Origin of the sequence: Novosphingobium aureum, assembly GCF_015865035.1 — a bacterium.
GTDB lineage: Bacteria > Pseudomonadota > Alphaproteobacteria > Sphingomonadales > Sphingomonadaceae > Novosphingobium > Novosphingobium aureum.
This window is the reverse complement of record NZ_JADZGI010000001.1, coordinates 367657-393696: the sequence shown is the minus strand read 5'-3', so window position 1 is coordinate 393696 and position 26040 is coordinate 367657. Positions and strand designations below refer to the sequence as shown.

Genomic DNA, 26040 nt, shown 5'->3' with positions numbered 1-26040 from the left:
CCACGCGCCCCTGACGATGGGCGCCGCCAAGACCAGGTCGGCGCCGCCTCCACGAACACTCCGGACACGCAAAGGGCCGACGGTTTGCACCGCCGGCCCTCGTTCCACATGGGGGAGTGGACCTCGTCAATAAGTGCGAATCAGCCCTTCGGCTTATCGTTATAGCGCTCAATCGCCTCGAGTACGATGCGGCGTGCATCTTCTGCACCGCCCCAGGTTCCGATTCGAACCCACTTTTCCTTCTCCAGGTCCTTATAATGGGTGAAGAAGTGCTCGATCTGCGCAAAAAGGATCTCGGGCAGGTCACCCTTTTCCTTCACGTCGGTATAGTAGGGGAAGGTCGAATCCACCGGCACGCAGACCAGCTTCTCGTCGCCGCCGTGCTCGTCTTCCAGGTTCAGAACCGCGATCGGACGGGCGCGCACGACGCAGCCCGGGATGAACGGCGAGCGCGCGACGACCAGTGCGTCGAGCGGGTCGCCATCGGGCGAAAGCGTGTGCGGCACGAAGCCGTAGTTGGCCGGGTAGCGCATCGGGGTGTGCAGGATGCGGTCCACGAACAGGGCGCCGGAATCCTTGTCGAACTCGTACTTCACGGGTTCACCGCCGACGGGAACCTCGATGACGACGTTGAGACTTTCCGGCGGATTGTCGCCGACGGGGATCAGGTCGATGCGCATGGTGGTCCTTTTTGGGAGACACTTGGAAAAAGTGTCGGTTTGACTTGAATGTTTGGCGGCTTAGCCCTGCGCCTTGGCGGTATCAACTGACTTCTTGCCAACGCGTTCCAATGTGTCCCGCCGCGGTGCAGCGACGTGATGCCGGCGGCGATATCGGAACCGACCGGCGGCTCAAGCCGGACGATGGTCGTAGAAGCTTGCGCTCACTGGAGAACACAAAAGAAAACGGGGGCGACCGGACACTTGTCCCGTCGCCCCCGTTCTTCTTGTCAGTCCCCGGCAAGATCGATGGCCGGGAAAAACGCCCGGCTCAGTCCGCGTGCGGCGCGAGCAGCTTGTCGAAGCCGTTGGTCTTGCCCGGCGTCGTGCTCTCCAGCCAGGGCCAGCGCAGGCCCTCGTGGTAGTCGAGCTCGATCGTCTGGTAGCGATCGCCGCGCTTGACCAGCAGCGTGATCGGCTTGTCGGCACCCGCATTCCCGGTCTTGGCCGCGGTCACCGCCGCCTTGATCACATCGGCGCTATAGGCCTCGTCGTTGACCGCGACGATCTTCGCACCGCCCACGATCCCGGCATTGAAGGCGAGGCCGTCCCACAGGACGCTGCCCACGGTCCCGTCGCTGCTCAGCCCCATGCCCAGCGAGTAGGTGAGGTCGAGCGAGTTGCGATAGCCCGAGATGCCCTTGACGTAGCTGTTGGGCTCGTCCTTCCAGACCAGCTTGTAGCCGGCCATCTGCAGGCCCTTCATCGGCGCAGGCTGGTTGGTGTCGTAGAGCCGGGTCTTGAGGAAGCTCGCCCAGTCGTAGGGGTAGACGCCGTTGAGCGTCCTCACGACCTCGTCGAAGTCGTAAGTCAGCTCGCCCCAGTCGCCGTCGCGCACGCCGAAGAAGGCCTTGGCGAAATCGTCGAGGCCCTTCTTGCCCTTGGTACCCTCGCGGATGATCTGGTCCGCCTCGAGCCAGGTCAGCGCGCCCTCGACGTAGTAGTCCTCGCCGCGGGTCAGCGAGCTGAAGGGCAGCGGGCGGCGGCGGTTGAGCTGCGGCGCGGCGGTGGTGTCCTCGACCGAGCGCCACGAGCGGCCCGGCGTACCCTCGAGGTACTTTGCGGCAGCCACCGCGAACATGTCGAGCACGGTCTGCTTGGACTGCACGCCCGAACGCGCGGCGAGAATGTAGCCCCAGAACTGGGTCTGGCCCTCATAGACCCACAGAAGCGTGTTCTGCATCGGCTGCTGGTAGTCGGGGGTCCACAGGTCCGCCGGGCGGCGGTACTTGCCGTTCCAGCTATGCACGAACTCGTGCGGGATCACATTGTGGTCCCAGTCCATCGACTCCCAGTCGATCCAGGCCTTGGGCTCGTACTGGTTCTCGCTCGAACGGTGATGCTCGAGGCCGATGCCGCCCATGCGGTCGGTCAGCGCGAGCAGGAAGTCGTACTCGTCGAAGTGACGCGCGCCGAACAGGCCGACCGCTTCCTTCACGAGCTTGCGATACTTGTCCATGTGCTCGGGCTTGATGTCGAGCAGCTCGGGCTTGTCCGCGACCGCGTCCATGTAGACGTTCATGCCCAAGTCCCAGCGCTGGGCATGTTCACCGGCGAAGATCGGCGAATCGACGAGGCGCTGGTAATCGGTCGCGGCCCAGGTGAGCGTGTCGCCGCTGCGCGCCTTGCCGTCGAGCGCGGTGTAGACGGTCCAGCCTGCGGGCACCTTGACCGTCGGCTTGAAGGTGATGCCGCGGGTGTAGAAGCCCGAGGGATAGAGGCTCATCTTCTCCCACTGCAGGTTGAGCATCTCGCGGGTCATCGTGATGCGCCCCTCATTGCGCTCGATCGGCGAGGTGTGGACGAAGCTGGCGGTGACGGCCTTGGTCCCTGCCGGCAGATCGAGATGGAAGGCGTTGACCGCGACGGTGTCGCGCACCCACTTGATTTCCTTGCCGTCGGCATAGAAGTGGATGTCGGCGAGCATCGAGTAAGGCCCGGTTTCCGAGTGATTGCCCGGCAGCCAGCCGGGCTGCATCACGGTCAGCTCGCGCGCGCCATCGGCCACCGGGAAGACCTGCGTGACCTTGTAGATCCCACGGGTGACGTCAGTCGCGTCGATGTCGAGCGAGATCGTGCCGGGATAGGGCACATCCTGCGCGGCCGGGAGCGCCGGCGGCAGGGCCGGGGCCATCGGGGTGGTTCTGGTTGAATCCTGCGCCATGGCGGAGGTCGAGAGCGACAGGAGGACGGTGAGCGAGGCTAGCGCGGTACGATATTTCATTGCCCGCAACCTTGCGCTTGTTGCTGCGTTTGGCAACAGTGCAATGCGGCTGGTCCGCATTTGCCGGGAAAAACTGGTCCGGGATCGCCGCAAGCGAACCGGCACCAGCGCCGAACGGATACCGGCTCCGGCCATTTTATACCCGCCCGCCCACTTTATAACCACGAGCATTCCGGCTAACGCGCGCCCATGAGCAACGCAGCACAGACCACGCCCAAGGCCATCCGTGGCACCCAGGACATTTTCGGCGCCGAGGCCGAGGCCTTCGCCCATGTCGTGGAAACCTTCGAGCGCGTGCGCAAGCTCTACCGTTTCCGCCGCGTCGAGATGCCCGTCTTCGAGAAGACCGGCGTGTTCTCGCGTTCGCTCGGCGAAACGACCGACGTCGTCTCCAAGGAAATGTACTCGTTCGAGGATCGTGGCGGCGAATCGCTGACACTGCGCCCCGAGTTCACTGCCGGGATCGCGCGCGCCTATCTCACCGACGGTTGGAAGCAGTACGCCCCGCTCAAGGTCGCGACGCACGGCCCGCTGTTCCGCTACGAGCGTCCGCAGAAGGGCCGCTATCGCCAGTTCCACCAGATCGACGCCGAGATCATCGGCGCGACCGAGCCGATGGTCGATGTCGAGCTCCTGGTCATGGCCGACCAGCTGCTCAAGGAGCTGGGCATTGCGCAGGGCGTGACGCTCCAGCTCAACACGCTGGGCGATGCCGAGAGCCGCGAAGCCTGGCGCGCCGCGCTCGTCGAGTACTTCCGCGCACACCGCGCCGAACTGAGCGAGGATTCGCAGGACCGCCTCGAGCGCAATCCGCTGCGCATTCTCGATTCCAAGGACCCGCGCGATAAGCCCTTCACCGCCGATGCCCCGCGCATCGACGACTTCCTCTCGAGCGAGGCGCAGGATTTCTTCGGCGCGGTGACACAAGGGCTCGAGGCCGCCTCGGTGGACTTCGTCCGAGCCCCGGCCCTTGTGCGCGGCCTCGACTACTACAGGCATACCGCTTTCGAATTTGTGACAGATCAACTGGGCGCACAGGGCACCGTGCTGGGCGGCGGTCGCTATGACGGCCTGCTTGAGGCACTCGGTGGTCCGGCGACCCCGGCAGTCGGCTGGGCAGCAGGCATCGAGCGCCTGGCCATGCTCGTCGCCGATGCCGGCCACGTGCCCCAGGCTCCGCTCACCTGCATCCTCGCGGTCGAGGACGATGCCGCCCTCGCCTTCGCACAGAAGGCAATCACGACGCTGCGCTTCCAGGGCCTCGATGCCGAGATGATCGCCACCGGCTCGCCGCGCAAGCGCTTCGACAAGGCGGTCAAGCTGGGCGCCAAGGTCCTCGTCTCCTTCGTGATGAAGGACGGCGTCCCTCATGCCAACCTGCGCGCCGCCGAGCCCTCGGCGGACTACCTTGCGGTCGAGCAGGTCCTCCAGACGCTGCACCCGTGAGCATCTCGAACGAACGCCTCGGCCAGATCGGGGCACGCTTCTCCGAACTCGAGGCGCGTCTCGCCTCGGGCACGCTCGAGGGCGAGGCCTTCGTGGCGGCCAGCCGCGACTATGCCGAACTCGAGCCGGTCGCGCGCATCGCCGCAGAAATCGCCGCGATGCGCGCCGAACTCGCCGAGCTGCAGGACCTCGACGACACCGATCCCGAGATGCGCGCCCTCGCCGCCGAGGAAGTCGCGCGCCTGAAATCGGAATTGCCCGAGCGCGAGCGCGAGCTGGCGATTGCCATGCTTCCGCGCGACGCGGCCGACCAGCGCCCGGCCATGCTCGAGATCCGCGCGGGCACCGGGGGCGACGAGGCCGCGCTCTTCGCCGCCGACCTCTACCGCATGTACGAGCGCTACGCCGCCGAACAGGGCTGGCGCGTCGAGATGGTCAGCGCCAATGCGAGCGACGTCGGCGGCTTCAAGGAAGTCGTCGCCAACGTCACCGGGACCGGCGTTTTCGCCAAGCTCAAGTTCGAAAGCGGCGTGCACCGCGTGCAGCGCGTGCCGGTCACCGAATCGGGCGGGCGCATCCATACCTCCGCCGCGACCGTCGCGGTCCTGCCCGAACCGACCGAGGTCGACGTGCAGATCGAGGACAAGGACCTCAAGATCGACATCTACCGCGCATCGGGCGCGGGCGGTCAGCACGTCAACACCACCGATTCGGCGGTGCGCATAACGCACCTTCCCACCGACATCGTCGTCACCTGCCAAGACGAGCGCTCGCAGCACAAGAACAAGGCCAAGGCCATGCAGGTCCTGCGCGCAAGGCTCTACGAGAAGATGCGTGACGAGGCGCAGGGCGCAGAGGCCGAGGCACGCAAGGCCATGGTCGGTTCGGGCGACCGCTCCGAGCGCATCCGCACTTACAATTTCCCGCAAGGGCGCGTCACCGATCACCGCATCAACCTCACCCTCCACCGGCTCAACGAGGTGCTCGAGGGACCGGGTCTCGGCGAACTGGTCGATGCGCTGATCGCCGAGGACGAGGCCAAGCGCCTCGCTGCGATGGATGCCTGAGGTCGCTCTCGCGCTGCGCGAGGCGGCGCAGCGGCTTTCCGCCACCAGCGACACCGCCCGGCTCGATGCCGAGGTGCTCATGGCCCATGCGCTGGGCGCCTCGCGTTCGGACCTGCTGCTGCGCCACATGCGCGACGCGGTGCCCGATGGCTTCGCCGCGCTCGTCGAGCGCCGCGCGCGACACGAACCGGTCGCCTACATAATCGGCCATGCCGAGTTCTACGGGCTCGACTTCAAGGTATCACCCGAGGTGCTGATCCCGCGCGGCGACAGCGAGACGCTGGTCGAGGGCGCGCGCAAGGCCTTCGCCGATGTACCACCCAAGCGCGTGATCGACCTCGGCACCGGCTCTGGCGCGCTGCTCGTGGCGACGCTTTCGCTCTTCCCGGGCGCCGAAGGGCTGGGGATCGACCGCAGCGAAGGCGCGCTCGCGATTGCGCGCGGCAATGCCGCCGCGAACGGCGTCGATGCCCGCTTCGAGACGCGCGACTGGACGCAGGCAAATTGGTGCGAAGACCTTGGCCGCTTCGATCTCGTGCTCGCCAATCCGCCTTATGTCGAACGCGATGCCCAACTCGACGAATCGGTGCGCGGCTTCGAGCCTGCCGGCGCACTCTTTGCCGGAGAGGACGGGCTCGACGACTATCGCATACTCGTCCCGCAACTCCCTGAATTACTTGCTCCGGGCGGGCTCGCCCTCGTCGAGATCGGCCATACCCAGGCCAGCGCCGTAAGTGCGCTTGGCAAGGACTGTGGCCTGGAATCACGGGTACTGAAAGATCTTGCCGAACGCGAACGTGTCATCGCTTTTTCGATGCTTCTCCACCGTTGCGGGTAAGTTTTCACTTGGAATTCGACGCCGGAGTGCCTAAGGATTGCTGCGAACCGGTACATGGATGGAACTTCCCATACGCGGTTCATTCCCAGCATTTGCGAGTGGATCCGGTCATTTTCGGAACACTGCACAAAGGCAAATGTGGAAGGCTCGGCGACCCGGGGGGTCCAAGCCGTGATCATGCGACGTGTGGCAGTCCAACCCTCCAGACGAGTGGACTCCAGGGGTTTTGAGGAAAGTTATCCTTGAATAACAATCGTGGTAACAACCGCAGGCGTGGCCGCGGTAACAATCGCCAGCAGAACGGCCAGCAGACGAACCGTATCGACAGCCGGGCGCGCGGAAACGCGCCCCAGATGCTCGAGAAGTACAAGAAGCTGGCCCATGACGCGATGCTCAACAGTGACCGTGTGCAGGAGGAATATTACCTCCAGTTTGCGGATCACTACTTCCGCGTGATCGCCGACCAGAAGCAGCGTCAGGAAGAGGCCCGCCAGCCCCGCCGCGAAGACCGCTCGCAGGACGGCGACAACGGCTCCGACGATGGTGACAGCGGCTACGAGAGCAGCCGCAGCTACGACGGCAACCGTGACGGCAATCGCTCGCGCGACCAGCAGGGCCGCGACGGCAACCGCCGCCAGCCCGAAGCTGCTTCGGACGAAGGCGAAGAGGCTGGTTCGGAAGAGGGCGAGCGCAAGCGTTCGGTCTACGAGCCTGCAGAGAACCCCTTCGTGCGCGACAGCCGCAACACTCGCGGCGCCAAGACCCGCAAGCCGCGCGATGGCGACGAAGACGCCAGCGCCCCGGTTGGCGGCGGTCTAGACCCCAATTCCCTGCCCCCTTCGATCTCGACCACGGGCAGCGACGTCGAGGACGCACAGGACGGCGCCGAGGACGAGGAGCGCCCCGCCAAGCGCACCCGCGCCAAGACCGCCAAGCCCAAGGCCCCTGCCAAGCCGCGCACCCCGCGCGCCAAGAAGGCAGAGGATGCCGGCGAAGGCGCCGGTAGCGATGCCGAGGCGGGTGAGGAAGCCAGCGCCGAAGCCAAGCCGCGCCGCCGCCGCGCACGCAAGTCGGACGCAGAGGCCGAAGCCGCTGAGGCTTGAGCCTTGAGGCGTGGGCCGGAGACATCCGGCCAGCCTGAACACGCCTGACCCGAACAAGAGGGCCTGCTGCGAAGCGGGCCCTTTTTTCTTGCCAGTCACACCTTCCGGCCAGCCCTGCATGACACCCGCGTGCTGCGCCCATCATCGCGCTTGCGCAAAGCATCGCCACCACTACAACCCGGCGGCAATGGCTTCCCGCTCGAATGACGCGCCCGACCGGGCCGCACCCAACCCGCTCCTGCGCATGACCCTGCCGATGGCGCTGCTCCTCGGCGCCATGACGGCCTGCGCCTTCCAGCCGCTCGCGCTGTGGCCGCTTGCCTTCCTCGGCCTCGCCGGCCTGATCGAGCTGGTCGGGCGCGCCGGACGCCAGCGCCGCGCCTTTGCCATCGGCTGGTTCTTTGGCCTCGGGCACTTCACCCTCGGCAACAACTGGATCGCCACCGCCTTCACCTACCAGGCCAACATGCCCGCCTGGCTGGGCGCGATCGCGGTGGTACTGCTTGCGCTTTACCTCGCGCTGTTCCCCGCCTTCGCCTGCGCCGCAGCCTGGCGCGTGATGCATAGCGCCCCGGCGCGTGCACGGCTCGACATGCGCGCGCGCGATGCGCTCGACCGGCGCGCAGGCGCGCACCTCTCGCTCACCCTCGCGTTCGCCGCATGCTGGATCGTGAGCGAATGGCTGCGCGGATGGCTGTTCACCGGCTTTGCCTGGAACCCGATGGGCATGGCGGTGCTCGGCGACTTTGACCGGCGCGGCCTCGCCATGCTCGCGCCCTGGATCGGGACCTATGGCCTCTCGGGCGTGGTCGTCCTGCTGGCCGGACTGCCCGGCTACTTCACGCGCCTCGCCGTGCCCCGCCGGGGTCTCGCACGCTGGGCCCCGCTCGTGCCCGCACTCTCGCTCGCGGCACTGGTCGCGGTCGCCATGCTTGCCCCGGATCCCTGGGCACGGCGCGAGGAGGGAGCCTTGCGCTACACGCTCGTCCAGCCCGACATCCGGCAGGAGTACATCGACGATCCGCGCAATTACGAGGCCAACTTCATCAAGCTGGCGCGCCTTTCGGTGCCGCGCGACCCCGGCGCAAAACGGCTGGTGTTCTGGCCCGAGTCGGGCCTTGGCGACTACATCCGCGACGGCTATCCCGACTATCTCTACCGCATGTACACCTATGCCGGGGACCCGGTTCTGTCGCGCAAGCGCATCGGCCGGGTGATCGGGCCCTACGGCCTGCTCATGACCGGCGCGGTCGACCTCGTGATGGTCGGCGACGAGGGTGTCGCCGCGCGCAACTCGGTGACCGCGATCGACGGCAAGGGCGACATCCTCGCGGGCTACTCCAAGGCCCACCTCGTGCCCTTCGGCGAATACCTGCCGCTGCGCTGGCTGCTCGGACCGCTGGGCGCCTCGCGGCTCGTCGCGGGCAGCCTCGATTTCTGGCCGGGGCCCGGACCGCGCAGCCTCGACTTCGGCGCCATGGGCGAGGTTGGCGTGCAGATCTGCTACGAGATCGTCTTTCCGGGCGAAGTGGTCGATCCGGGCAATCGCCCCGACTACATCTTCAACCCGTCGAACGATGGCTGGTTCGGTACCTGGGGCCCGCCCCAGCACCTCGCGCAGGCCCGCATGCGCGCGCTCGAGGAAGGCCTTCCCGTGCTGCGCTCGACCACCACCGGGATCAGCGCGGTGATCGATGCCGACGGGATCGTGCGCCAGTACGTCCCGCGCCATCAGGCCGGGCGCCTTGACGGACGCATCCCCCCGCCGCACGAGCCCACGCTTTTCGCGCGCCTCGGCAACACCGCCAGCCTGCTGCTCGCGCTCGCGATGGCCGCACTATCCGTTGGGGTACTTGCAGTTTCCACGGTTGCACTGCGCCGCCGCGAAGGGTAGGGCTGGCGAAGCACACATAAAGATTTCTTTATATCTGGGTGACCCTATGCGCAGCGAGTACGTCTTCACCTCCGAGTCCGTCTCGGAAGGCCATCCCGACAAGGTTTCCGACCAGATTTCGGACGCGATCGTCGACCTGTTCCTGTCCAAGGACCCCGAGGCGCGCGTCGCCTGCGAGACCCTGACCACCACCCAGCTGGTCGTGCTTGCCGGCGAAGTGCGCGGCAAGGGCATGATCGACAAGGACGGCAACTGGGAAGCCGGCGCGCAGGAGCAGATCCAGAAGGTCGTTCGCGAGACGGTCAGGCGCATCGGCTACGAGCAGTCGGGCTTCCACTGGCAGAACCTCACCTTCCAGAACCACCTGCATCCGCAGAGCGCGGATATCGCGCAAGGCGTCGATTCGAGCGGCAACAAGGACGAGGGCGCGGGCGACCAGGGCATCATGTTCGGCTTCGCCTGCGACGAGACCGAGGACCTGATGCCCGCGACGCTCGACTACAGCCACAAGATCCTCCAGCGCCTCGCCACCGACCGCAAGTCGGGCGCGGCGCCCTTCCTCGAGCCTGACGCCAAGAGCCAGGTCACGCTGCGCTACAAGGACGGCAAGCCGGTCGCCGCCGAGGCGATCGTCGTCTCGACCCAGCATGTGCCCGGCTACCACGAGGGCGAGAAGGAAGCCGAGCTCAAGGCCTACGTGAAGAAGGTCGTGGCCGAGATCCTGCCCGAGGGCCTGCTCTCGGACGCGACCGAGTACCACATCAACCCGACCGGCAAGTTCGAGATCGGCGGTCCCGACGGCGATGCCGGCCTCACCGGCCGCAAGATCATCGTCGACACTTACGGCGGTGCGGCCCCGCACGGCGGCGGCGCCTTCTCGGGCAAGGACCCGACCAAGGTTGACCGCTCGGCAGCCTACGTGACGCGCTACCTCGCCAAGAACGTGGTCGCCGCCGGCCTCGCCAAGAAGTGCACGATCCAGGTCTCCTACGCGATCGGCGTGAGCAAGCCGCTCTCGCTCTACGTCGACATGCACGGCACCGGCAAGGTCTCGGAAGAGGCGCTCGAGGAGGCGCTGCGCAAGGTCGCTGCCGACAAGCTCGGCGCCCTCACCCCGCGCGGCATCCGCATCGGGCTCGGCCTCAACAAGCCGATCTACGGCACGAGCGCTGCCTATGGCCACTTCGGCCGCAAGGCAGAGGGCGAACTGTTCCCCTGGGAGCGCACCGACCTCGTCGAGGACATCAAGGCCGCGCTGGCCTGATCCCCACCTGATCCTTAGCCTACCACTGAAACACAAGCGACCCGCCTCGGCCACAGCGCCGGGGCGGGTCGTCTGCTTTTAGCGCCCCGGCTTTGCGCGCCCCGCCGCTTTGCGGTATGCGCGCGCGATGACCAGCCCTGCCCCTGCCAGTCCACACGACACCGGCGTGCGCGTTGCCGCGCTCTACCACTTCGCCCGCTTCGAGGATTTCGCTGCGATGCGCGCGCCCCTGCTCGCGCTGTGCGAGGCGAACGCCATCAAGGGCACGCTGCTGCTCGCACATGAGGGCGTGAACGGAACCATTGCCGGGAGCGAAGAAGGTCTCGACGCGGTGATCGCGCATATCCGCGCCCTGCCCGGCTGCGCCGGGCTCGAGGTCAAGTTCTCCGAGGCCGCCACCATGCCCTTCCACCGCATGAAGGTGCGCCTCAAGCGCGAGATCGTGACCATGGGCGAGCCGGGCACCGACCCGCTCGCCAGCGTCGGCACTTACGTCGAGCCACAGGACTGGAACGCGCTCATCGCCGATCCGGACACCATCGTCATCGACACGCGCAACGACTACGAGGTCGCCATCGGCACCTTTTCGGGCGCGATCGATCCCCGGACCCGCACCTTCCGCGAGTTTCCAGCCTGGTTCCGCGCCGAGCGCGAGCGCCTGCTGGCTCAGCGTGAAGACGGCGCAAAGCCGCCGAAGGTCGCGATGTTCTGCACCGGCGGCATCCGCTGCGAGAAGTCGACCGCCTTTCTCAAGCAGGAGGGGATCGAGGACGTCTTCCACCTCAAGGGCGGTATCCTCAAGTACCTCGAAACCGTCGCGCCCGAGGACAGCCTGTGGCAGGGCCAGTGCTTCGTCTTCGACCAGCGCGTCTCGGTCGGCCACGGTCTCGTCCAGGGCGACTATAGCCTGTGCCACGCCTGCCGCGAGCCGGTGAGCGAGGCCGACATGGCATCGCCGCTCTACGAGGAGGGGGTGAGCTGCCCCGCCTGCCACGCCAGCCGCAGCGACGAGCAGCGCGCGCGCTATCGCGAACGCCACCGCCAGGAAATGCTGGCACAGGCGCGCGGAACCGAGCACGTCGGGGCACGCATGCCGCTCGACGAAGGCAAAATCAGCGAAGACGACGGCAAGGCGGCATGAGCGCACCGAGCGCCCTGCCCGTCCTCTACTCGTTCCGCCGCTGCCCCTACGCGATGCGCGCGCGCCTCGCGCTCGCGGTCTCGGGCACCACTTGCCAGCTGCGCGAGGTGAAACTTGCCGCCAAGCCAACGGCGATGCTCGAAGCCTCGCCCAAGGGTACGGTCCCGGTCGTGGTCACCCGCGATGGCACGGTGATCGAGGAGAGCCTCGAGATCATGCACTGGGCGCTGGGCCGCAGCGATCCCGAAACATGGCTCGCACGCGGCGATGTGGCGCTGATCGCGCGCAACGACGGCCCCTTCAAGCACGACCTCGACCGCTACAAGTACCCCGAGCGCCACGGCAGCGATCCGCTGTCCCACCGCGCCGCGGGCCTCGACTTCCTGCGCGCTCTCGACGCCCGGATCGAGTCCGAGGGGCAGCTATGCGGCGCCACGCGCGGGCTGGCCGACATGGCGATCATGCCCTTCGTGCGCCAGTTCGCCGCCACCGACCGCGACTGGTTCGACGCGCAGGCGCTGCCGAGCCTGCAGCGATGGCTCGCCGCCCACCTTGCCTCGGACCTCTTCGCCGCGATCATGGTCCGCTACGCACCATGGCAACCGGACGACGCCCCGATCGCCTTTCCCTCCTGAGCGCGCGAACGGGAATGGGTCGATTTAGGGCGATTGCGCCCAAAGGTTTCCGGAAACATAACTGCGCGTCCAACCGCTAACCCCGGTTATCAGGCCATCCTCGAAAGTGAACTCGACCGGATAAACCAGTAATCTGGCGGAATCCGTGAATTCGATCTCCACCTTCGCTTCATGACAGGGCTGATCGACAGGCGTCGGGATGTAATCCCAGTTCAGGTATCGGTACGTCCCGGCGTTCATTTCGCGCACGAGATGACGCAAGCCGTAAGTTCCGTGCCCCAAGGGCCGCCCAACGTCGCCCGAGCCCAGACCGACCGCCGCATCCGGCCGGATGAGCGCCTTGAGCCCTGGGCTTTCTTCATAGCCCCGGGGCTCGGCAGCAAGTTTTATGGCCTCGATGGCACGCATGCTCAGCACGCCGCGCAGATCGGCAACGGTCTTAACCTTGTCCAGACCGCACGATCTGCCTTCACTCGCCGCCTGCGCTGGCGCGCTCGTGCAAACGCCGATCAGGCAAGCTAAACCGAGCAGTCGTTTCACTACGAACCATCCCTCCTGAGTACACGGCCGGAAAAGGAAGAGCCTCCCTTTTCCGGCCAGTGCAGTCTACTTCGCCGCCAGCTCCTTCACGATGCGCGGCGCGGGGTAGATCGTCTCGAGCGCTTCCTGCAGCGCGGCGGTGGAGACGACGACGGTGCGGTTGAGCACCGGATCGTAGCCGTAGTTGCCGCCAAGCGAGTGGATGTTGCCGTCGAAGGCCGCGCCGATCACCGTGCCTGCCTTGTCGATCACCGGCGAACCCGAGTTGCCGCCGATGATGTCGTTGGTGGTCACGAAGTCGTAGGTCGCGTCCATGTCGATCCCGGACTGCTTCGCCGCGAACTGGCTCGGCAGGTCGAACGGTTCGGCACCGGTCGCACGCTCGAAAGTGCCGCCCATGGTGGTCTGGAAGGGCACTTCATTGCCGCGCTCGGTCCAGCCCTTCACGCGCCCGTAGCTGATGCGCAGGGTGAAGGTCGCGTCGGGGTAGAGCGTGTCGCCATAAGCCGCAAAGCGCGCGTCGGCGAGCTTGGCGCCAGCCTGCGTGACCGGGCCTGCATAAGCCTCGTCGACCTGCTTCTTGAGCGCACGCTGGTTCGGCTCGAGCTTGAGTGCGTACTGGATCATCGGATCGTCCGACGCCTTGATCGCGGCCATGCCGCCGTCCCACAGCTGCTTGCGGTAGGCCGGATCGGCAAGCTTCGTGCCCGAGACGAGGCGCTCGGAGAGTCCCTCGGGGCTCTCCTTGCCAAGCAGCAGCCTGGTCTGCGGATCGTCGACGCCCAGGTACTCGCGCGCCTTGGAGAGGCTCCAGGCCATCTGCAGCTCGTCGAGCCAGGGGTAGACCGGTGCCTCGTCGAGCAGGCGCTTCTCGGTCAGCGGCAGCGTGCTGTCGGTATAGCCCGGCAGGCGCTCGGCATTGGGCTTCTCGCGCTCGGCAGCAGCATAGACGAGCGACTGCGCATAGCCGTAGAGCGAACCCGAGGGCGCATCGTAGCGATAGGGCAGGTAGAGCGCACGGTAGGCATCGACCGCCGTGTCGACCTGCGACCAGGGATCGCCGATCGCGGCATTGCCCGCGCTCTTCGACCTCAGGTCCTTTTCGGCGAGCGCCAGCTTGGCGGTGAAGGCCGGGTCGTTGAGCGCCTTGGTGCGGCCGATGTAGACCTTGAGCGAATTCTCGACGCCGTTGAGCATGTCGAGCCCCTCGCGCTGGTGCTCGGCACTCTCCTCCATCGCGCGGATCAGGCGACCGCGCAGCTCGGACATCGTCGCGACGGTGACCGGCAGGCGCACCTCGCGCTCGAAGGCGAGCTGGCTGAGGGTATAGAGGCGCGAGGTCGAGCCGGGGTTGCCGACCACGAAGGTGGCCTCGTCGGCCTTGGGCGCGCGCGGATTCCAGGTGAGGTGGACCGGGGTCTTCACCGGTTTGCCGTCCTCGTAGGCGCGCAGGAACGAGCCGTCGAGCGAGTAGCGCGGGAAGTTGAAGTTATCCGGGTCGCCGCCGAAGGTCGCGGCGCGGTCCTCGGGCGACCATACTAGGCGCACGTCGGAGTACTTGCGGTAGGTATAGAGCTTGTACTGCCCGCCGCCGAACAGGGTGACGACCTGGCAGCGGAACTTCGCCGTATCGGTGCAGCCCGCCGATTCGATCTCGGCGATCTTCGCATCGCGCGCCTTGGTCAGCGCCTCGCCGGTGAGCGAACCGATCGCGGCCTTCACGTCGCCGGTGACGTCAGCGATCTTGGTGACGACCTCGGCCTGCTGGCCCGGGCACTTTTTCTCGTCGCGCAGCGAGGCGGCGATGTAGCCGTGTTCGAGCAGGTCGTTCTCGCCGGTCGAGTTGTCGTAGAGGCACGAGGCGACGCAGTGGTGGTTGGTGAGGATGAGCCCCTGCCCCGAGACGAAGCTGGCCGAACAGCCGCCGGTCAGACGCACCGCGGAAGCGCGCACCTTGTCGAGCCAGGCCTGATCGGGCGCCCAGCCGTAGTCGGCCTTCATCTGCGCGGCGGGAAAGCCGTCGAAGGTCCACATGCCCTCGTCGGCGCTGGCGGTGGTCGCGGTGGTGGAAAGGGTTGCGGCCACGAGGGCCAGGCTGGCTGCCTTCGCGGCGAGAATTGCGTGCTTGCGCGGGATCATGAATGTGTCCTCGTCTGTCGGATAGCGCGGTTTCCCAGTGCGTTGACCGCTTGTCTAGGGACAATTTCACCGGCCACGGCGCGAAGCCGCAGGCTTCGACAGGTGATCGACGAACGACCGACCTGTCCCGACCAATGCACGACTGACCGGGTGGCGCTGCGGCGCGTGCACTTCCACGCGGAACCGTGCCGGGCGCCACTGGTTGTTCTTGTGAACACAAGACAAGATCAACAAGAGAGAGGCGCGGCACGGTGCTGGCAAGGTACCCGAGCGCGCGATAGGATGCCCAAATGCGCTACCAGACCCTGATTTCCGTCGACGAACTCAAGGACCTCATCGATGCCGAGGCCAAGGTCCTCGTGCTCGATTGCGAGTTCGACCTCGCCCACCCCGAGAACGGGCCTGCCTCGTTTCGCAACGGGCATATCCCGACGGCGCGCCACGCCCACCTCGATCACGATCTCTCGGGCATCGCCGACGGCTCGAACGGGCGTCACCCGCTGCCCGACCGTGACACGTTCGCTGCCTGGCTGCGCAAGCAGGGCCTGAATAAGGACCAGCTCGTCGTCACTTACGATTCCACCGCCAATGCCGGTGCCGCCCGTGCATGGTGGCTGCTGCGCTGGATGGGTCATGCCAACGTCGCGGTGCTCGACGGTGCGCGCTCGGCCTGGGCCGAACAGGGCCACGAACTCGAGAACGGCGAGGCGCTGGAGGTCGAGGAAGGCAATTTCGAGGCTGGCGTACCGCTCGTCGCGGGCACCGTCACCGCCGCCGAGGTTCTCGCCAACATCGAGGCGGGCGACGCGCAAGTGCTCGACGCCCGCGATCCGGCGCGCTTTCGCGGCGAGGCCAATCCCACCGACATCGCCTTCGGGCACATCCCGGGCGCGAAGAACCGCTTCTTCCGCGACAACATGACCAACGACGGCTATTTCCGCGAGGCCGAGGAGCTGCGCGCCGAATTCGAGGCACTGCTCGACGGCAAGCCCGCGATCTTGCAATGCGGTTCGGGCGTGACCGCCTGCCAGAATGCACTGGCGATGGAGATCGCGGGGCTCCCCGGCTCGTTCCTCTATCCCGGTTCGTGGAGCGAGTGGACCAGCGACCCCGATCGCCCCGTCGCCACCGGCGAGGCCTGACGAGCGACGATCGCACAAAAAAGGGGGCCCCAAAGCCCCCTTTTCCATTGGCGACGAAAGCCTGCGGTTACTTGGCCAACTCAGCCTCGATAGCGGAGACCAGTTCGTCAGACTTGGGCTCGACGCCCGGCGCGAAACGACCGACGACCTCGCCCTCCTTCGAAACGAGGAACTTCTCGAAGTTCCACAGAACCTCGGGGTCCTGCGTCGGGGTCATGCCGAAGCCCTTGAGCTTCTCGCGGAATTCCTCGGCGGGGCCGACCTTTTCCGGCTTGGCCTGAGTGAGCGCGGCATAGAGCGGCTGCTTGCCCTCGCCGGTGACGTCGGCCTTGGCGAAGAGCGGGAAAGAGACGCCGTAGTTCACCTGGCAGAACTCGGTGATTTCCTCGTTCGTGCCCGGCTCCTGTGCACCGAAATCGTTGGCGGGGAAGCCGAGGATCTCGAGCCCCTTGTCCTTGTACTCCTGAAACAGCGCCTCGAGGCCCTCGTATTGCGGGGTAAGGCCGCACTTGGAGGCGGTATTGACGATCAGCAGCACCTTGCCGCTGTGCGCGGCGAGAGTGTCGGCGCTGCCATTGATGCGGGTGAGCGGAATGGAGGCGATATCGGTCATGAACTGGGATCTCCCATTGGGTGCGTCGCGACTGCGAAGGCATCGCATCGATGTAGGCATGGAGAGCCTTGCGGCAAGGCGCAAGAATGGCCCTGCCGCCAAGCGGAGCAAGGCGAAACCGGACCTCTCGACAGGCCTGCCCGATCCTGCTGCGCCACTAATCGCCCGGCCTGCCCTCCGTGATTTCCCTCAGAACTCCAGGATTGCGCGCAGGCCGCCGACCGGCCGTGCCACCTCGCCCCGCTGTTTGTCGACGCCAAGACCGACCTGCACCCCGAAGTTGCCGATCACACTTGCATGGTACTGCGGCATGACCAGCACGCCGCCGTCACGATCCGACTTGTAGTTGACCTCGAGACCAGCAGTCTGTGTCTCGTTGACCTTGTAGAACGTCGTATGATTGACGAGCAGTCCCGCCTCGCTTTCCGACTGGCCCACGCGCACGTCACCCACGCCCAGCATCGTCATCGTGCTCCAGCGATCGCTGTGCTGCCGTCCGAGAAGATAGAGGAGTGCGTGCGATGCCGCCTTGTCCTCGCGATGATAGATGCCAAGATATTGGACACCGTGGACAATGCGCCCCCTGTCGAAGGTGCCGAAGGTGCCCTGTACCCCCACCTTGAGCTCGGTCAGCGCCATGTTCTCGAAGGGCAGCTCGAACTCGATCGCCAGGTTGTCGATGATGGCGTATTCGATTTCGGGCGCCCACTCGACAACCTTGTCCTGCCCTGAAAGGGGCGTGGTCGCGAGCGTGTTCACTTCAAGCTCGCCAGCCCTTGCGCCCAGCCCGCGCACGAGGTCGAAGACCATCGGTTCGGGCACTTCGGGATAGCTTTCACCATCATCCGAAGAAGCGATTGCGGGCGCACAGACAAGCAATGAAATGCTCGCTGCACAAACCCGCAATACATTGGAAATAAAAGAAATAATTCCCTCCTGAGGCGCATCAAAAACGCCTCAGGTCATAGCGCAACTTCATATTTGGCGGTAGTCTTCGCCGCGACTTCCTCGGCCGTAACGCCCGGTGCCAGTTCGATCAGCTTGAAGGGGCTGTCGTGGTCTGCGCGCTGGAACACCGCAAGATCGGTGACGATCATGTCGATCACGTTCTTGCCGGTCAGCGGCAGGGTGCATTCGGGGATGAACTTGGGATCACCCGACTTGGAGCAATGCTCCATGACGACGATGATCTTCTGCACGCCCGCGACGAGATCCATCGCCCCGCCCATGCCCTTGATCATCTTGCCCGGGATCATCCAGTTCGCGATGTCGCCGTTCTCGGCCACTTCCATCGCACCCAGCACGGCAAGGTTGATGTGCCCGCCGCGGATCATGCCGAAGCTTGTCGCGCTGTCGAAGTAGGCGGTCTGCGGCAGTTCGCTGACCGTCTGCTTGCCCGCATTGATGAGGTCGGCGTCTTCCTCGCCCGCATATGGGAACGGGCCGATGCCGAGCATGCCGTTCTCGCTCTGCAGCGTCACGGTCATGCCCTCGGGGACGTAGTTGGCGACGAGCGTCGGAATGCCGATGCCCAGGTTGACGTAGAAGCCGTCTTCCAGCTCGCGGGCCGCACGCGCGGCCATCTCGTTGCGATTCCAGGGCATCTCAGGCGCTCTCCCTTTCACGGGTGGTCACGAATTCGATCTTCTTGTCGTAGGGCGCGCCCAGGATCATGCGCTGGACGAAGACGCCGGGCAGATGGATGTGGTCGGGATCGAGGCTGCCGGTGGGCACCACTTCCTCGACTTCGACGACGCAGACCTTGCCGCAGGTCGCGGCGGGCACGTTGAAGTTGCGCGCGGTCTTGCGGAAGATCACGTTGCCGCTCTCGTCGGCCTTCCAGGCCTTGACCAGGCTGAGGTCGGCGAAGATCCCTTCCTCGAGGATGTAGTCCTGGCCGTTGAAGCTCTTGACCTCCTTGCCCTCGGCGACCTGTGTGCCGACGCCGGTCTTGGTGTAGAAGCCGGGAATGCCCGCACCGCCTGCGCGCATGCGCTCGGCCAGCGTGCCCTGCGGGGAGAACTCGACTTCCAGTTCTCCCGAGAGGAACTGGCGCTCGAACTCCTTGTTCTCGCCGACGTAGGACGAGATCATCTTCCTGACCTGCCTGGTGCGCAGCAGCTTGCCGATGCCCTCGTTGTCGATGCCGGCATTGTTCGAGGCGAAGGTGAGGTCCTTGACCCCGGCATCGCGTACCGCGTCGAGCAGGCGCTCGGGGATCCCGCATAGGCCGAAACCGCCCGAGGCGATCAGCAGTCCGTCCGCGAGCAGGCCATCGAGCGCGGCCTCGGCGCTGGGATATAGCTTTTTCATGGCGTTTGTCTCTCCAACTTCCGGCGCGAAGGCTATCCGAACCGGTACATCAGGAATAGCGATTAGTTTTTATCACTTGTGATAAGCATGACTTATGAAACGCATCGCCCTCTACCATCTCGAGACGCTGATCTGGATCGAGCGTCTGGGTACCTTCGCAAGTGCCGCGCAAAGGCTCAATACGACCCAGCCCGCGATTTCCGCGCGCGTACGCGAGATCGAGGAGCAGCTGGGCGTCGCACTGTTCCGCCGGGAAGGACGGCGCATGGTCCTCACCGCGCGGGGCAGGCGCCTGATCCAGCAGTGCGAACCGCTGTGCCACGGGCTCGAAAGGGTACTGCTCGAAACCTCGGACCATGCAGGGGCAACCGGCAGCGTGCGGATCGGTTCCGGCGAGATCGCCGCGGCCAGCTGCCTGCCCGCCTGGGTCGAGGCGATCGAGCGCGAGCGCCCCGGCATCACCATGGAAATCGAACTCGACCTCACCGCGCGCCTGCTCCAGCAACTGCTCAGTGGCGAGCGCGACATCGTCTTCCTCGCCGGGCCTGTCGCGAGCCCCGGCATCCGCACGGCCCCGATCGGCTCGGTCGCGCTGGTCTGGGCGGCCAGTCCGGCGGCTAAGGCCAACCGGGCCCTTGCGGCAGGCGACCTGCCGGTATGGTCACTGCCCGCGCACTCGCCGCTGCACCAGGTCACGCTCGCAACGCTCGAGGCGCATGATATCGCGCCTGCCACGGTGCACACCTGCAACAACGTGCGCACCCTGATCGAGATCGTCACTTGCGGGCGCGGCGCCGCGATCCTGCCCGAGACCATGGCCCGCACCAGCCTCGCTGCCGGGACGCTGGTCGAGGTGCTGGAGAGGCCTGCCCACGTCGTCCATTTCGAAGCCGCCATCCGTGCGCGCGAAAGCGACCCAATCGTGCTCGACCTGTTCGAGCGCGCGGCGCGGCTCAGCATCGAGCCTGGCGCATGAACCCTTCTGAAGTCGCGTCGCGAAGTGCGATGCTGTAACAAGGTGTGAGCGTCCTCGACGGCAAGAAGAACACCACGGATTTCGAACGCATGTGCCTCAACCTGCACGATGTTTGATCTTCGTCATGGCGGGCTGGCAAACAGCCCCTAGGTTAAGTTCGTGAAAGGGAGAAAGACCATGCGCTCGATTCTCGTAAATGCGGACCGCAAGCCGGGCAACGATGCCCGGATCGAAACCGCGCTCAACCTCGCCCGCCGCACCGGCGGCCATGTCACCGCTCTCGTCGACACGCCCGTCGCACGCTATATCGCGATGGACCCGATGGGCGGCAGCTACGTGATCTCCGAAGCGCTCGACAAGGCGCGCGCGGAAGACGATTCGGCCGCCGAGGCAATCGAGGCCCGCTTCGCGCGCAACGAGGTCCCCTTCGACGTGCTGCGCAGCGAGGACGATCCGGTCAGCGCGCTCGCCAGCATCGCCCGGCTGAGCGATCTGGTGATCGTCTCTCGCTCGGGTGGACTGGGCGGCGAACTGGCGCTGGCATCGGGCACTCCGGTCCTTGTCCTGCCCGAGGCAAAGCCGCTCGAATTTCCGATCCGGCGCGCCTGCATCGGCTGGGACGGCGGTGAGCAGGCTGCTGCCGCGCTGCGCGCGTCGGTCCCGCTTCTGGGCGACTGCCAGCTGGTCAAGGTGGTGACGATCGCCGAGAAGTCGGGCGGCTTTCCCGCGACCGACGCGCTGCGCTACCTCTCGCGCCACGGCATCCACGCCGAACTCGAGGAACTGGAACGGCGCGGCTCGACCGAGGAGACCCTCGCCGTTGCCGTCGCGCAGAGCCAGGCCGAGGTGCTGGTGATGGGTGCCTATGGCAAGAGCCGTATGCGCGAATACCTGTTCGGCGGCGTAACCGCCTATTTCCTCGACGAGGAGACTGCGCCGGCATTGCTGCTCGCACACTGAGGAGCCCCGCTGCGTCGGCGACGCCGACGATGAAAAGAGGCACCATCCACCCCGATGGTGCCTCTTTGCGTTTGCGGGTCCCGCGTCCATCACCGACTCGCCCCGCCAGGTGCGTGCCCTGACCATTTGGCCAGCCGACAAATCGCACCCGAAAGTGAATGTTCACAAGGTAAGCGCCGAAAATGTCGGAGCATTTTTTGCAGCGCAGCAGGCATCGCCTGCACGATGGACGGCGCGTAAGTCGCTTTCCGACTTCTACCTCTCAAAGCTGAAAGCTGATTCACAACACGAAATGGCGGATTTACGCCATTCTTACGCCCGCTTAACGCAAATTAAATGCGCAAGACGAAAGCGTAATTGCATATTTTGCATCACAGACAAGAGCATTCGCACTTGCACAATAGCCAGTCTCGATGCATACAGAACCTGCCTTTCAGGCATCCTCTCCCAAAACTTCCACGGCTCGGGCTTCACGTCCGGGCCTTTTTTTTTTGGCCTTCAACCTGAGCACGCAGGACGTGCCCCGCGCAGCCGGGACGGTTTGAAATCCTCCCGGCCGATACCTAGTTCGTTTTCCATGTTCCCGGTTTCCCGAGGCGCGCTTCCCGGCGCCGGTCCCGGTGCGACATTTGGAAAGGACCGACATGGCCGAAACAGAATCCCCGGTCGACGAACGCACGGCGCGACTGCAGGTCGCCGCGGCGAAGCAGGAGGAAAGCGGACAGGGCATCGCCCGCATGTCTCGCGAATCGCTAGCCGCAATCGGCGCCATGGAAGGTGACGTGCTCGAGATCACCGGCAAGTCGGTCACCGTCGCGCGCGCCGTGCTCGCCTTCCCCGAAGACGAAGGGCTGTCCCTCATCCGGCTCGACGGCCTCCAGCGCGGCAATGCCGAGGTGGGTTCGGGCGACCATGTCTCCGTGCGCAAGGCCGAGTCGCGCCCCGCCCAGCGCGTCGTCTTCGCGCCCGGACACAAGGACATGCGCCTGCAGGGTCCGACGATCGCGCTCAAGCGCAACTTCTTCCAGCGCCCGATGGTCCAGGGCGACCTCGTTGCCACTACCGGCCAGCAGCAAGTTGCGGACATTCCGCCGCAGCTGCGCCGGATGTTCAACGCGCCGGCCTATGCGCTCACGCAAATCCGCCTCAATGTCGTCTCGACCACCCCGCGCGGTATCGTCCACATCGACGAAAATACCGAAGTCGAGCTGCGCGAGACCTTCGAGGAGGCGCAGGACGCGCGCGGCGACGTCAACTACGACGATGTCGGCGGGATGGGCGACACCATCCGCCAGTTGCGCGAGATGGTCGAGCTGCCGCTACGCTACCCCGAGCTCTTCACCCGCCTTGGCGTCGCCCCGCCCAAGGGCGTGCTGCTCCACGGCCCGCCGGGCACCGGCAAGACCCGCCTCGCGCAAGCCGTCGCCAACGAGAGCGAGGCGCAGTTCTTCTCGATCAACGGGCCCGAAATCATGGGTTCGGGCTACGGCGAGAGCGAGAAGCACCTGCGCGAAGTCTTCGAGGAGGCGACCAAGGCCGCGCCCGCGATCATCTTCATCGACGAGATCGACTCGATCGCCCCCAAGCGCGATCAGGTCCATGGCGAAGCCGAGAAGCGGCTCGTCGCCCAGCTGCTCACGCTGATGGACGGGCTCAACAGCCGCGCCCATGTCGTCGTCATCGCCGCGACCAACCGACCCGACGCGATCGACGAGGCACTGCGCCGCCCCGGCCGCTTCGACCGCGAGATCGTGATCGGCGTTCCCGACGAGAGCGGACGGCGCGAAATCCTCGCCATCCACACGCGCGGTATGCCGCTGGGCAAGGGCATCGACCTCAAGGAGCTGGCGCGTACCACGCACGGCTTCGTCGGTGCGGACATCGCCGCCCTGAGCCGCGAGGCCGCGATCGAAGCAGTGCGCCGGATCATGCCCAAGCTCGACCTCGAGGCGCGCACCATTCCTCCCGAGGTGCTCGAGACCCTCTCGGTCGAGCGCGACGATTTCATCGAGGCCCTGAAGCGCGTCCAGCCCTCGGCGATGCGCGAGGTCATGGTGCAGGTTCCCGACATCGGCTGGGCCGATATCGGCGGGCTCGACGATGCCCAGCTCAAGCTCAAGGAAGGCATCGAGCTCCCGCTCAAGAACCCCGAGGCGTTCCACAAGCTTGGTATCCGCTCGGCCAAGGGCTTCCTGCTCTATGGCCCGCCGGGTACCGGCAAGACACTCCTCGCCAAGGCGGTGGCCAAGGAGGCGGAGGCCAACTTCATCTCGATCAAGTCTTCGGACCTGCTCTCGAAGTGGTACGGCGAGAGCGAGCAGCAAATCGCACGCCTCTTCGCCCGCGCACGCCAGGTCGCACCTTGCGTGATCTTCATCGACGAGATCGACAGCCTCGTGCCCGCACGCGGCATGGGCGGCGGTGGCCTTGGCGAACCGCAAGTCACCGCGCGCGTCGTCAACACGATCCTCGCCGAGATGGACGGGATGGAGGAGTTGCAGTCGGTAATCCTGATCGGCGCGACCAATCGTCCCGGCCTGGTCGACCCCGCATTGCTGCGCCCCGGGCGCTTCGACGAACTGGTCTATGTCGGCACGCCCGATAGCGCAGGGCGCGAACATATCCTGGGCATCCACACCGCCAAGATGCCGCTGGCCGAGGACGTACAGCTGGGGGTTATCGCGGACCGCACCGAACGCTTCACCGGCGCCGATCTCGAGGACGTGGTGCGCCGTGCGGGCCTCATCGCCATCCGCAAGCGCGGAACCGGGGTCGAAGCGGTGGAGATGGCCGACTTCGAGGAAGCCCTCGAGGACAGCCGCGCCACGGTCTCTGCCGAGATGGAGGCCGAATATGCCAAGATGCGTGGCGAGTTGAAGAAGCGCGCGATGGAAGTCTCCCCCATCGGCTTCGTTGCTCCGGGAATGCTCGAGAGCACGCGCGAGAGCAAGCACGGCGACTGAACGAGCGCTGCGTGCACTAGCGAAAGAGGGGCCCGGATCCTGTGATCCGGGTCCCTCTTTCATGCTATCAGCATATCTCGCAATGACAGGCGCTGCGCTCACGCCAGTTGAGGCTGTGTCCCGCAACCAGCAGCATGCTGCCCGCGACGGTCAGGACCGTTTCGCCGCTCGTGCCCTCGAAGAACACGACAGCCGTGACCAACAGTGCGACGCCGAGCGTTCCGATCAGCGTCGGTGCGAGCCGGCCATGTCGGCGATAGCCCAGCGCGAAGGCGCCGAGCGCGCCCGGTACGACGAAGCCCAGCGCAACGACGTGGAAGGCCTCGGATTCGAAGAAGGCACCCAGAATTCCGGGGACGAGGAACAGCAGTACGGGAAGTGCAAGGCAGTGGACCATGCAAAGGGCGGACGCCGAGATCGAGGCTGATTCGATCAAGTCGGCAACACGCCGGGCCCGAAAGGGCGAGATTTGAGACATGAATGGCTACCTGCAAAATAACGTTATGAGATAACATTACATAATTTTGATCAAGCCATTTTCCAGCCCCTTGCGGGAAAAGTTTTTCACGTTCCGACAGTGTGTTGAGCGCTGCGACGAAGCGAGCGAGAGATGCGGCGCATGGTGCATGCGCGAACTGGTTCTTTCGCAGTTGCCGCATATAACGCCTGACCATGAAATCGGTTCCACGGCTCCTGACCATCCTCGCTGTCCTCGTCGGCTTCGGCAGCACTGCCACTGCCAGTGCCAGCGTGCTCCAGTGCGTCCCTTATGCGCGTGCAGAATCGGGCATTGCCATCCACGGCAACGCCGCGACCTGGTGGAGCCAGGCCGAAGGCAGCTACGACCGCGGCCAGACCCCGCAGGTCGGCGCCGTGCTGGTGTTCCGCTCGACCGCGGCCATGCCCTATGGCCACGTCGCGGTGATCGGCAAGATCGTCGACGAACGCCACGTCCTGCTCGACCACGCCAACTGGTCGCGCCCGGGCATGATCGAGACCGCGGCGATGGCCGAGGATGTCTCCGAAGCAGGCGACTGGAGCGACGTGCGCGTGTGGTACGACCCGATCAAGGGCATGGGCTCACGCGCCAACCCCACCTTCGGCTTCATCTATGCGCCCGGCCACGAGAGCCTGTCGCAGACAACCCTCGCCAAAGCAGACGAAAGCACTGAACTCGCCGGCGACTGATCGGCTCGCAGCCAAGGGTCAGGGGCAGTCAGGCCTGATCCGGTAAAGTTTCGACCAGTTCTTGCCGGTCACGAAGATCCGGCCGCCCGCCTCGTCCCAGGCGATCCCGTTGGCGACGTCGTCCGGCGTGCGTGCGCCGGCATCGGCAGCGAGGCCCGAAAGATCGATCCACCCGACGACCTTGCCGCTTGCCTGATCGATCCGGGCAATGCGTTCTTCCATCCAGACATTGGCCCAGATCTCGCCGTCGATCCATTCGAGCTCGTTGAGCTGGTCGACCGGGAGCCCCTCGCCGTCGGTCACCGCGAGACTGCCGACTTGCGCGAAAGTCTCGGGATCGCGCAGGCGCAGCGTCGCGGACCCGTCGCTCTGCCAGATCGTGCCACCATGCGCGGTCATGCCCCAGCCCTCGCCGGTAAAGACGAAGAGTTCCTTGGCCGTCATCGTCGCGCGGTCCCAGCGATAGGCCATGCCGTCGCGCCAGGTGAGGCTGATGATCTCGTCGCCGACGGGCACGATGCCCTCGCCGAAGAAAGTGGGGTCGACCTCTCCGACCTTGAGCGGCGTCGCATCCTCGACCCGGCGCGAGAACACGCGCGAACGTCCCTTGAGCCCGGTACTCTCCCAGAGCAGGCCATCGAGGTAGAACAGCCCCTCGGTAAAGGCGCGGGGATCGTGCGGATAGCTCTCGAGCACCTGCGCCTTGCACACCGGCACCGGCTCGGAGAGCGCGGGGTGCGAGCAGCCAGCAAGGCCGGTGAGAGCGAAAACCCCGGCCAGGAGCGGACGGGTGAGACGAGATGCGATCATCGCGCGGTGCTGCCTCACGCCGTCAGGCAGCGCAAGTCCCATGCGGTCAGTGACTTCTAACAGCG

Annotated in this window: 23 protein-coding genes; 13 read left to right on the top strand and 10 right to left on the bottom strand. The window is 65.7% G+C overall.

Going from position 1 to position 26040, the window contains the following annotated elements:
• Positions 1 to 140 precede the first annotated feature (140 nt).
• Positions 141 to 680 carry an inorganic diphosphatase gene (gene ppa, locus I5E68_RS01840; protein WP_197160200.1) on the bottom strand — a complete coding sequence of 180 codons (540 nt, stop codon included), beginning with the start codon at positions 678 to 680 and terminating at the stop codon, positions 141 to 143.
• Between the two features lie 310 nt (positions 681 to 990).
• The gene (locus tag I5E68_RS01835) at positions 991 to 2943 is read right to left on the bottom strand and encodes a M61 family metallopeptidase (protein WP_197160198.1); all 1953 of its coding nucleotides are present in this window, start codon (positions 2941 to 2943) and stop codon (positions 991 to 993) included.
• A 189-nt stretch (positions 2944 to 3132) separates the two neighbouring features.
• Here I5E68_RS01835 and hisS point away from each other — a divergent pair, with 189 nt between their 5' ends.
• The 8 genes from hisS (at position 3133) to I5E68_RS01795 (ending at position 12331) form a co-directional block, all read left to right on the top strand.
• Positions 3133 to 4389: a histidine--tRNA ligase gene (gene hisS / locus I5E68_RS01830; protein WP_197160196.1), complete on the top strand. Its 1257-nt coding sequence runs from the start codon at positions 3133 to 3135 to the stop codon at positions 4387 to 4389.
• Positions 4386 to 5456, top strand: coding sequence for a peptide chain release factor 1 (gene prfA, locus I5E68_RS01825; protein ID WP_197160195.1), 1071 nt, complete (start codon positions 4386 to 4388; stop codon positions 5454 to 5456). The genes hisS and prfA overlap by 4 nt, the downstream gene beginning before the upstream one ends.
• Positions 5449 to 6294 (top strand): peptide chain release factor N(5)-glutamine methyltransferase, encoded by an 846-nt coding sequence (gene prmC / locus I5E68_RS01820; RefSeq protein ID WP_197160193.1) that lies wholly within the window; start codon positions 5449 to 5451, stop codon positions 6292 to 6294. The genes prfA and prmC overlap by 8 nt, the downstream gene beginning before the upstream one ends.
• A 242-nt stretch (positions 6295 to 6536) precedes the next feature.
• A complete protein-coding gene (locus I5E68_RS01815) occupies positions 6537 to 7397 on the top strand; it encodes a DUF4167 domain-containing protein (RefSeq protein WP_197160192.1) in 861 nt (286 codons plus the stop codon).
• Between the two features lie 256 nt (positions 7398 to 7653).
• Positions 7654 to 9291, top strand: a complete 1638-nt coding sequence (lnt, locus tag I5E68_RS01810; RefSeq protein ID WP_370463750.1) for an apolipoprotein N-acyltransferase — start codon at positions 7654 to 7656, stop codon at positions 9289 to 9291.
• A gap of 46 nt (positions 9292 to 9337) precedes the next feature.
• Positions 9338 to 10555: a methionine adenosyltransferase gene (metK, locus tag I5E68_RS01805; RefSeq protein ID WP_197160190.1), complete on the top strand. Its 1218-nt coding sequence runs from the start codon at positions 9338 to 9340 to the stop codon at positions 10553 to 10555.
• A 127-nt stretch (positions 10556 to 10682) separates the two neighbouring features.
• Positions 10683 to 11696, top strand: coding sequence for an oxygen-dependent tRNA uridine(34) hydroxylase TrhO (trhO, locus tag I5E68_RS01800; protein WP_197160189.1), 1014 nt, complete (start codon positions 10683 to 10685; stop codon positions 11694 to 11696).
• Positions 11693 to 12331 carry a glutathione S-transferase gene (locus tag I5E68_RS01795; RefSeq protein WP_197160188.1) on the top strand — a complete coding sequence of 213 codons (639 nt, stop codon included), beginning with the start codon at positions 11693 to 11695 and terminating at the stop codon, positions 12329 to 12331. The genes trhO and I5E68_RS01795 overlap by 4 nt, the downstream gene beginning before the upstream one ends.
• Positions 12332 to 12355: 24 nt before the next feature.
• Here I5E68_RS01795 and I5E68_RS01790 read toward each other — a convergent pair whose 3' ends face one another.
• Together I5E68_RS01790 and I5E68_RS01785 are read right to left on the bottom strand one after the other, a co-directional pair.
• Positions 12356 to 12871: a hypothetical protein gene (locus I5E68_RS01790; RefSeq protein WP_197160187.1), complete on the bottom strand. Its 516-nt coding sequence runs from the start codon at positions 12869 to 12871 to the stop codon at positions 12356 to 12358.
• 66 nt (positions 12872 to 12937) lie between these two features.
• The gene (locus tag I5E68_RS01785) at positions 12938 to 15010 is read right to left on the bottom strand and encodes a S46 family peptidase (RefSeq protein ID WP_197160186.1); all 2073 of its coding nucleotides are present in this window, start codon (positions 15008 to 15010) and stop codon (positions 12938 to 12940) included.
• A gap of 290 nt (positions 15011 to 15300) precedes the next feature.
• Between I5E68_RS01785 and I5E68_RS01780 the strand changes: the two genes are divergently transcribed.
• The gene (locus I5E68_RS01780; protein ID WP_197160184.1) at positions 15301 to 16152 is read left to right on the top strand and encodes a sulfurtransferase; all 852 of its coding nucleotides are present in this window, start codon (positions 15301 to 15303) and stop codon (positions 16150 to 16152) included.
• 67 nt (positions 16153 to 16219) lie between these two features.
• On the opposite strand, the gene I5E68_RS01775 is transcribed toward I5E68_RS01780, so the two are convergent.
• From I5E68_RS01775 to I5E68_RS01760, 4 genes are all read right to left on the bottom strand, one after another.
• A complete protein-coding gene (locus tag I5E68_RS01775) occupies positions 16220 to 16765 on the bottom strand; it encodes a glutathione peroxidase (protein ID WP_197160182.1) in 546 nt (181 codons plus the stop codon).
• A gap of 189 nt (positions 16766 to 16954) precedes the next feature.
• The gene (locus tag I5E68_RS01770) at positions 16955 to 17587 is read right to left on the bottom strand and encodes a hypothetical protein (protein ID WP_323982062.1); all 633 of its coding nucleotides are present in this window, start codon (positions 17585 to 17587) and stop codon (positions 16955 to 16957) included.
• A 140-nt stretch (positions 17588 to 17727) separates the two neighbouring features.
• Positions 17728 to 18369, bottom strand: coding sequence for a CoA transferase subunit B (locus I5E68_RS01765; RefSeq protein ID WP_197160178.1), 642 nt, complete (start codon positions 18367 to 18369; stop codon positions 17728 to 17730).
• Between the two features lies 1 nt (position 18370).
• A complete protein-coding gene (locus tag I5E68_RS01760; protein WP_197160177.1) occupies positions 18371 to 19078 on the bottom strand; it encodes a CoA transferase subunit A in 708 nt (235 codons plus the stop codon).
• Positions 19079 to 19172: 94 nt separating this feature from the next.
• Here I5E68_RS01760 and I5E68_RS01755 point away from each other — a divergent pair, with 94 nt between their 5' ends.
• The 3 genes from I5E68_RS01755 to I5E68_RS01745 all read left to right on the top strand — a co-directional run bounded on the left by I5E68_RS01755 (position 19173) and on the right by I5E68_RS01745 (position 23977).
• Positions 19173 to 20054 (top strand): LysR family transcriptional regulator, encoded by an 882-nt coding sequence (locus I5E68_RS01755; protein ID WP_197160175.1) that lies wholly within the window; start codon positions 19173 to 19175, stop codon positions 20052 to 20054.
• 177 nt (positions 20055 to 20231) lie between these two features.
• Positions 20232 to 21014: a universal stress protein gene (locus I5E68_RS01750; RefSeq protein ID WP_197160174.1), complete on the top strand. Its 783-nt coding sequence runs from the start codon at positions 20232 to 20234 to the stop codon at positions 21012 to 21014.
• Between the two features lie 644 nt (positions 21015 to 21658).
• On the top strand, positions 21659 to 23977 hold the full coding sequence (locus I5E68_RS01745; RefSeq protein WP_197160173.1) for a CDC48 family AAA ATPase: 2319 nt from the start codon (positions 21659 to 21661) through the stop codon (positions 23975 to 23977).
• A gap of 67 nt (positions 23978 to 24044) precedes the next feature.
• On the opposite strand, the gene I5E68_RS01740 is transcribed toward I5E68_RS01745, so the two are convergent.
• Positions 24045 to 24413 (bottom strand): MerC domain-containing protein, encoded by a 369-nt coding sequence (locus I5E68_RS01740; protein WP_197160172.1) that lies wholly within the window; start codon positions 24411 to 24413, stop codon positions 24045 to 24047.
• 236 nt (positions 24414 to 24649) lie between these two features.
• On the opposite strand from I5E68_RS01740, the gene I5E68_RS01735 reads away from it, so the two are divergent.
• Positions 24650 to 25165 carry a CHAP domain-containing protein gene (locus I5E68_RS01735; RefSeq protein WP_197160171.1) on the top strand — a complete coding sequence of 172 codons (516 nt, stop codon included), beginning with the start codon at positions 24650 to 24652 and terminating at the stop codon, positions 25163 to 25165.
• 18 nt (positions 25166 to 25183) lie between these two features.
• Here I5E68_RS01735 and I5E68_RS01730 read toward each other — a convergent pair whose 3' ends face one another.
• Entirely contained in the window at positions 25184 to 25975 is a 792-nt protein-coding gene (locus tag I5E68_RS01730) for a glutaminyl-peptide cyclotransferase (protein WP_197160170.1), read from the bottom strand.
• Positions 25976 to 26040: the final 65 nt, after the last annotated feature.

Bases quoted from the DNA above. Each gene is read 5' to 3' on its own strand.
- trhO (WP_197160189.1), top strand. From the start codon at position 10,683: ATGACCAGCCCTGCCCCTGCCAGTCCACACGACACCGGCGTGCGCGTT.
- I5E68_RS01780 (WP_197160184.1), top strand. From the start codon at position 15,301: ATGCGCTACCAGACCCTGATTTCCGTCGACGAACTCAAGGACCTCATC.
- I5E68_RS01745 (WP_197160173.1), top strand. From the start codon at position 21,659: ATGGCCGAAACAGAATCCCCGGTCGACGAACGCACGGCGCGACTGCAG.
- hisS (WP_197160196.1), top strand. From the start codon at position 3,133: ATGAGCAACGCAGCACAGACCACGCCCAAGGCCATCCGTGGCACCCAG.
- I5E68_RS01775 (WP_197160182.1), bottom strand. From the start codon at position 16,765: ATGACCGATATCGCCTCCATTCCGCTCACCCGCATCAATGGCAGCGCC.
- I5E68_RS01755 (WP_197160175.1), top strand. From the start codon at position 19,173: ATGAAACGCATCGCCCTCTACCATCTCGAGACGCTGATCTGGATCGAG.
- I5E68_RS01785 (WP_197160186.1), bottom strand. From the start codon at position 15,010: ATGATCCCGCGCAAGCACGCAATTCTCGCCGCGAAGGCAGCCAGCCTG.
- ppa (WP_197160200.1), bottom strand. From the start codon at position 680: ATGCGCATCGACCTGATCCCCGTCGGCGACAATCCGCCGGAAAGTCTC.
- I5E68_RS01750 (WP_197160174.1), top strand. From the start codon at position 20,232: ATGCGCTCGATTCTCGTAAATGCGGACCGCAAGCCGGGCAACGATGCC.
- lnt (WP_370463750.1), top strand. From the start codon at position 7,654: ATGGCGCTGCTCCTCGGCGCCATGACGGCCTGCGCCTTCCAGCCGCTC.
- I5E68_RS01835 (WP_197160198.1), bottom strand. From the start codon at position 2,943: ATGAAATATCGTACCGCGCTAGCCTCGCTCACCGTCCTCCTGTCGCTC.
- I5E68_RS01735 (WP_197160171.1), top strand. From the start codon at position 24,650: ATGAAATCGGTTCCACGGCTCCTGACCATCCTCGCTGTCCTCGTCGGC.
- I5E68_RS01760 (WP_197160177.1), bottom strand. From the start codon at position 19,078: ATGAAAAAGCTATATCCCAGCGCCGAGGCCGCGCTCGATGGCCTGCTC.
- I5E68_RS01730 (WP_197160170.1), bottom strand. From the start codon at position 25,975: ATGATCGCATCTCGTCTCACCCGTCCGCTCCTGGCCGGGGTTTTCGCT.
- I5E68_RS01795 (WP_197160188.1), top strand. From the start codon at position 11,693: ATGAGCGCACCGAGCGCCCTGCCCGTCCTCTACTCGTTCCGCCGCTGC.
- I5E68_RS01765 (WP_197160178.1), bottom strand. From the start codon at position 18,369: ATGCCCTGGAATCGCAACGAGATGGCCGCGCGTGCGGCCCGCGAGCTG.
- prmC (WP_197160193.1), top strand. From the start codon at position 5,449: ATGCCTGAGGTCGCTCTCGCGCTGCGCGAGGCGGCGCAGCGGCTTTCC.
- metK (WP_197160190.1), top strand. From the start codon at position 9,338: ATGCGCAGCGAGTACGTCTTCACCTCCGAGTCCGTCTCGGAAGGCCAT.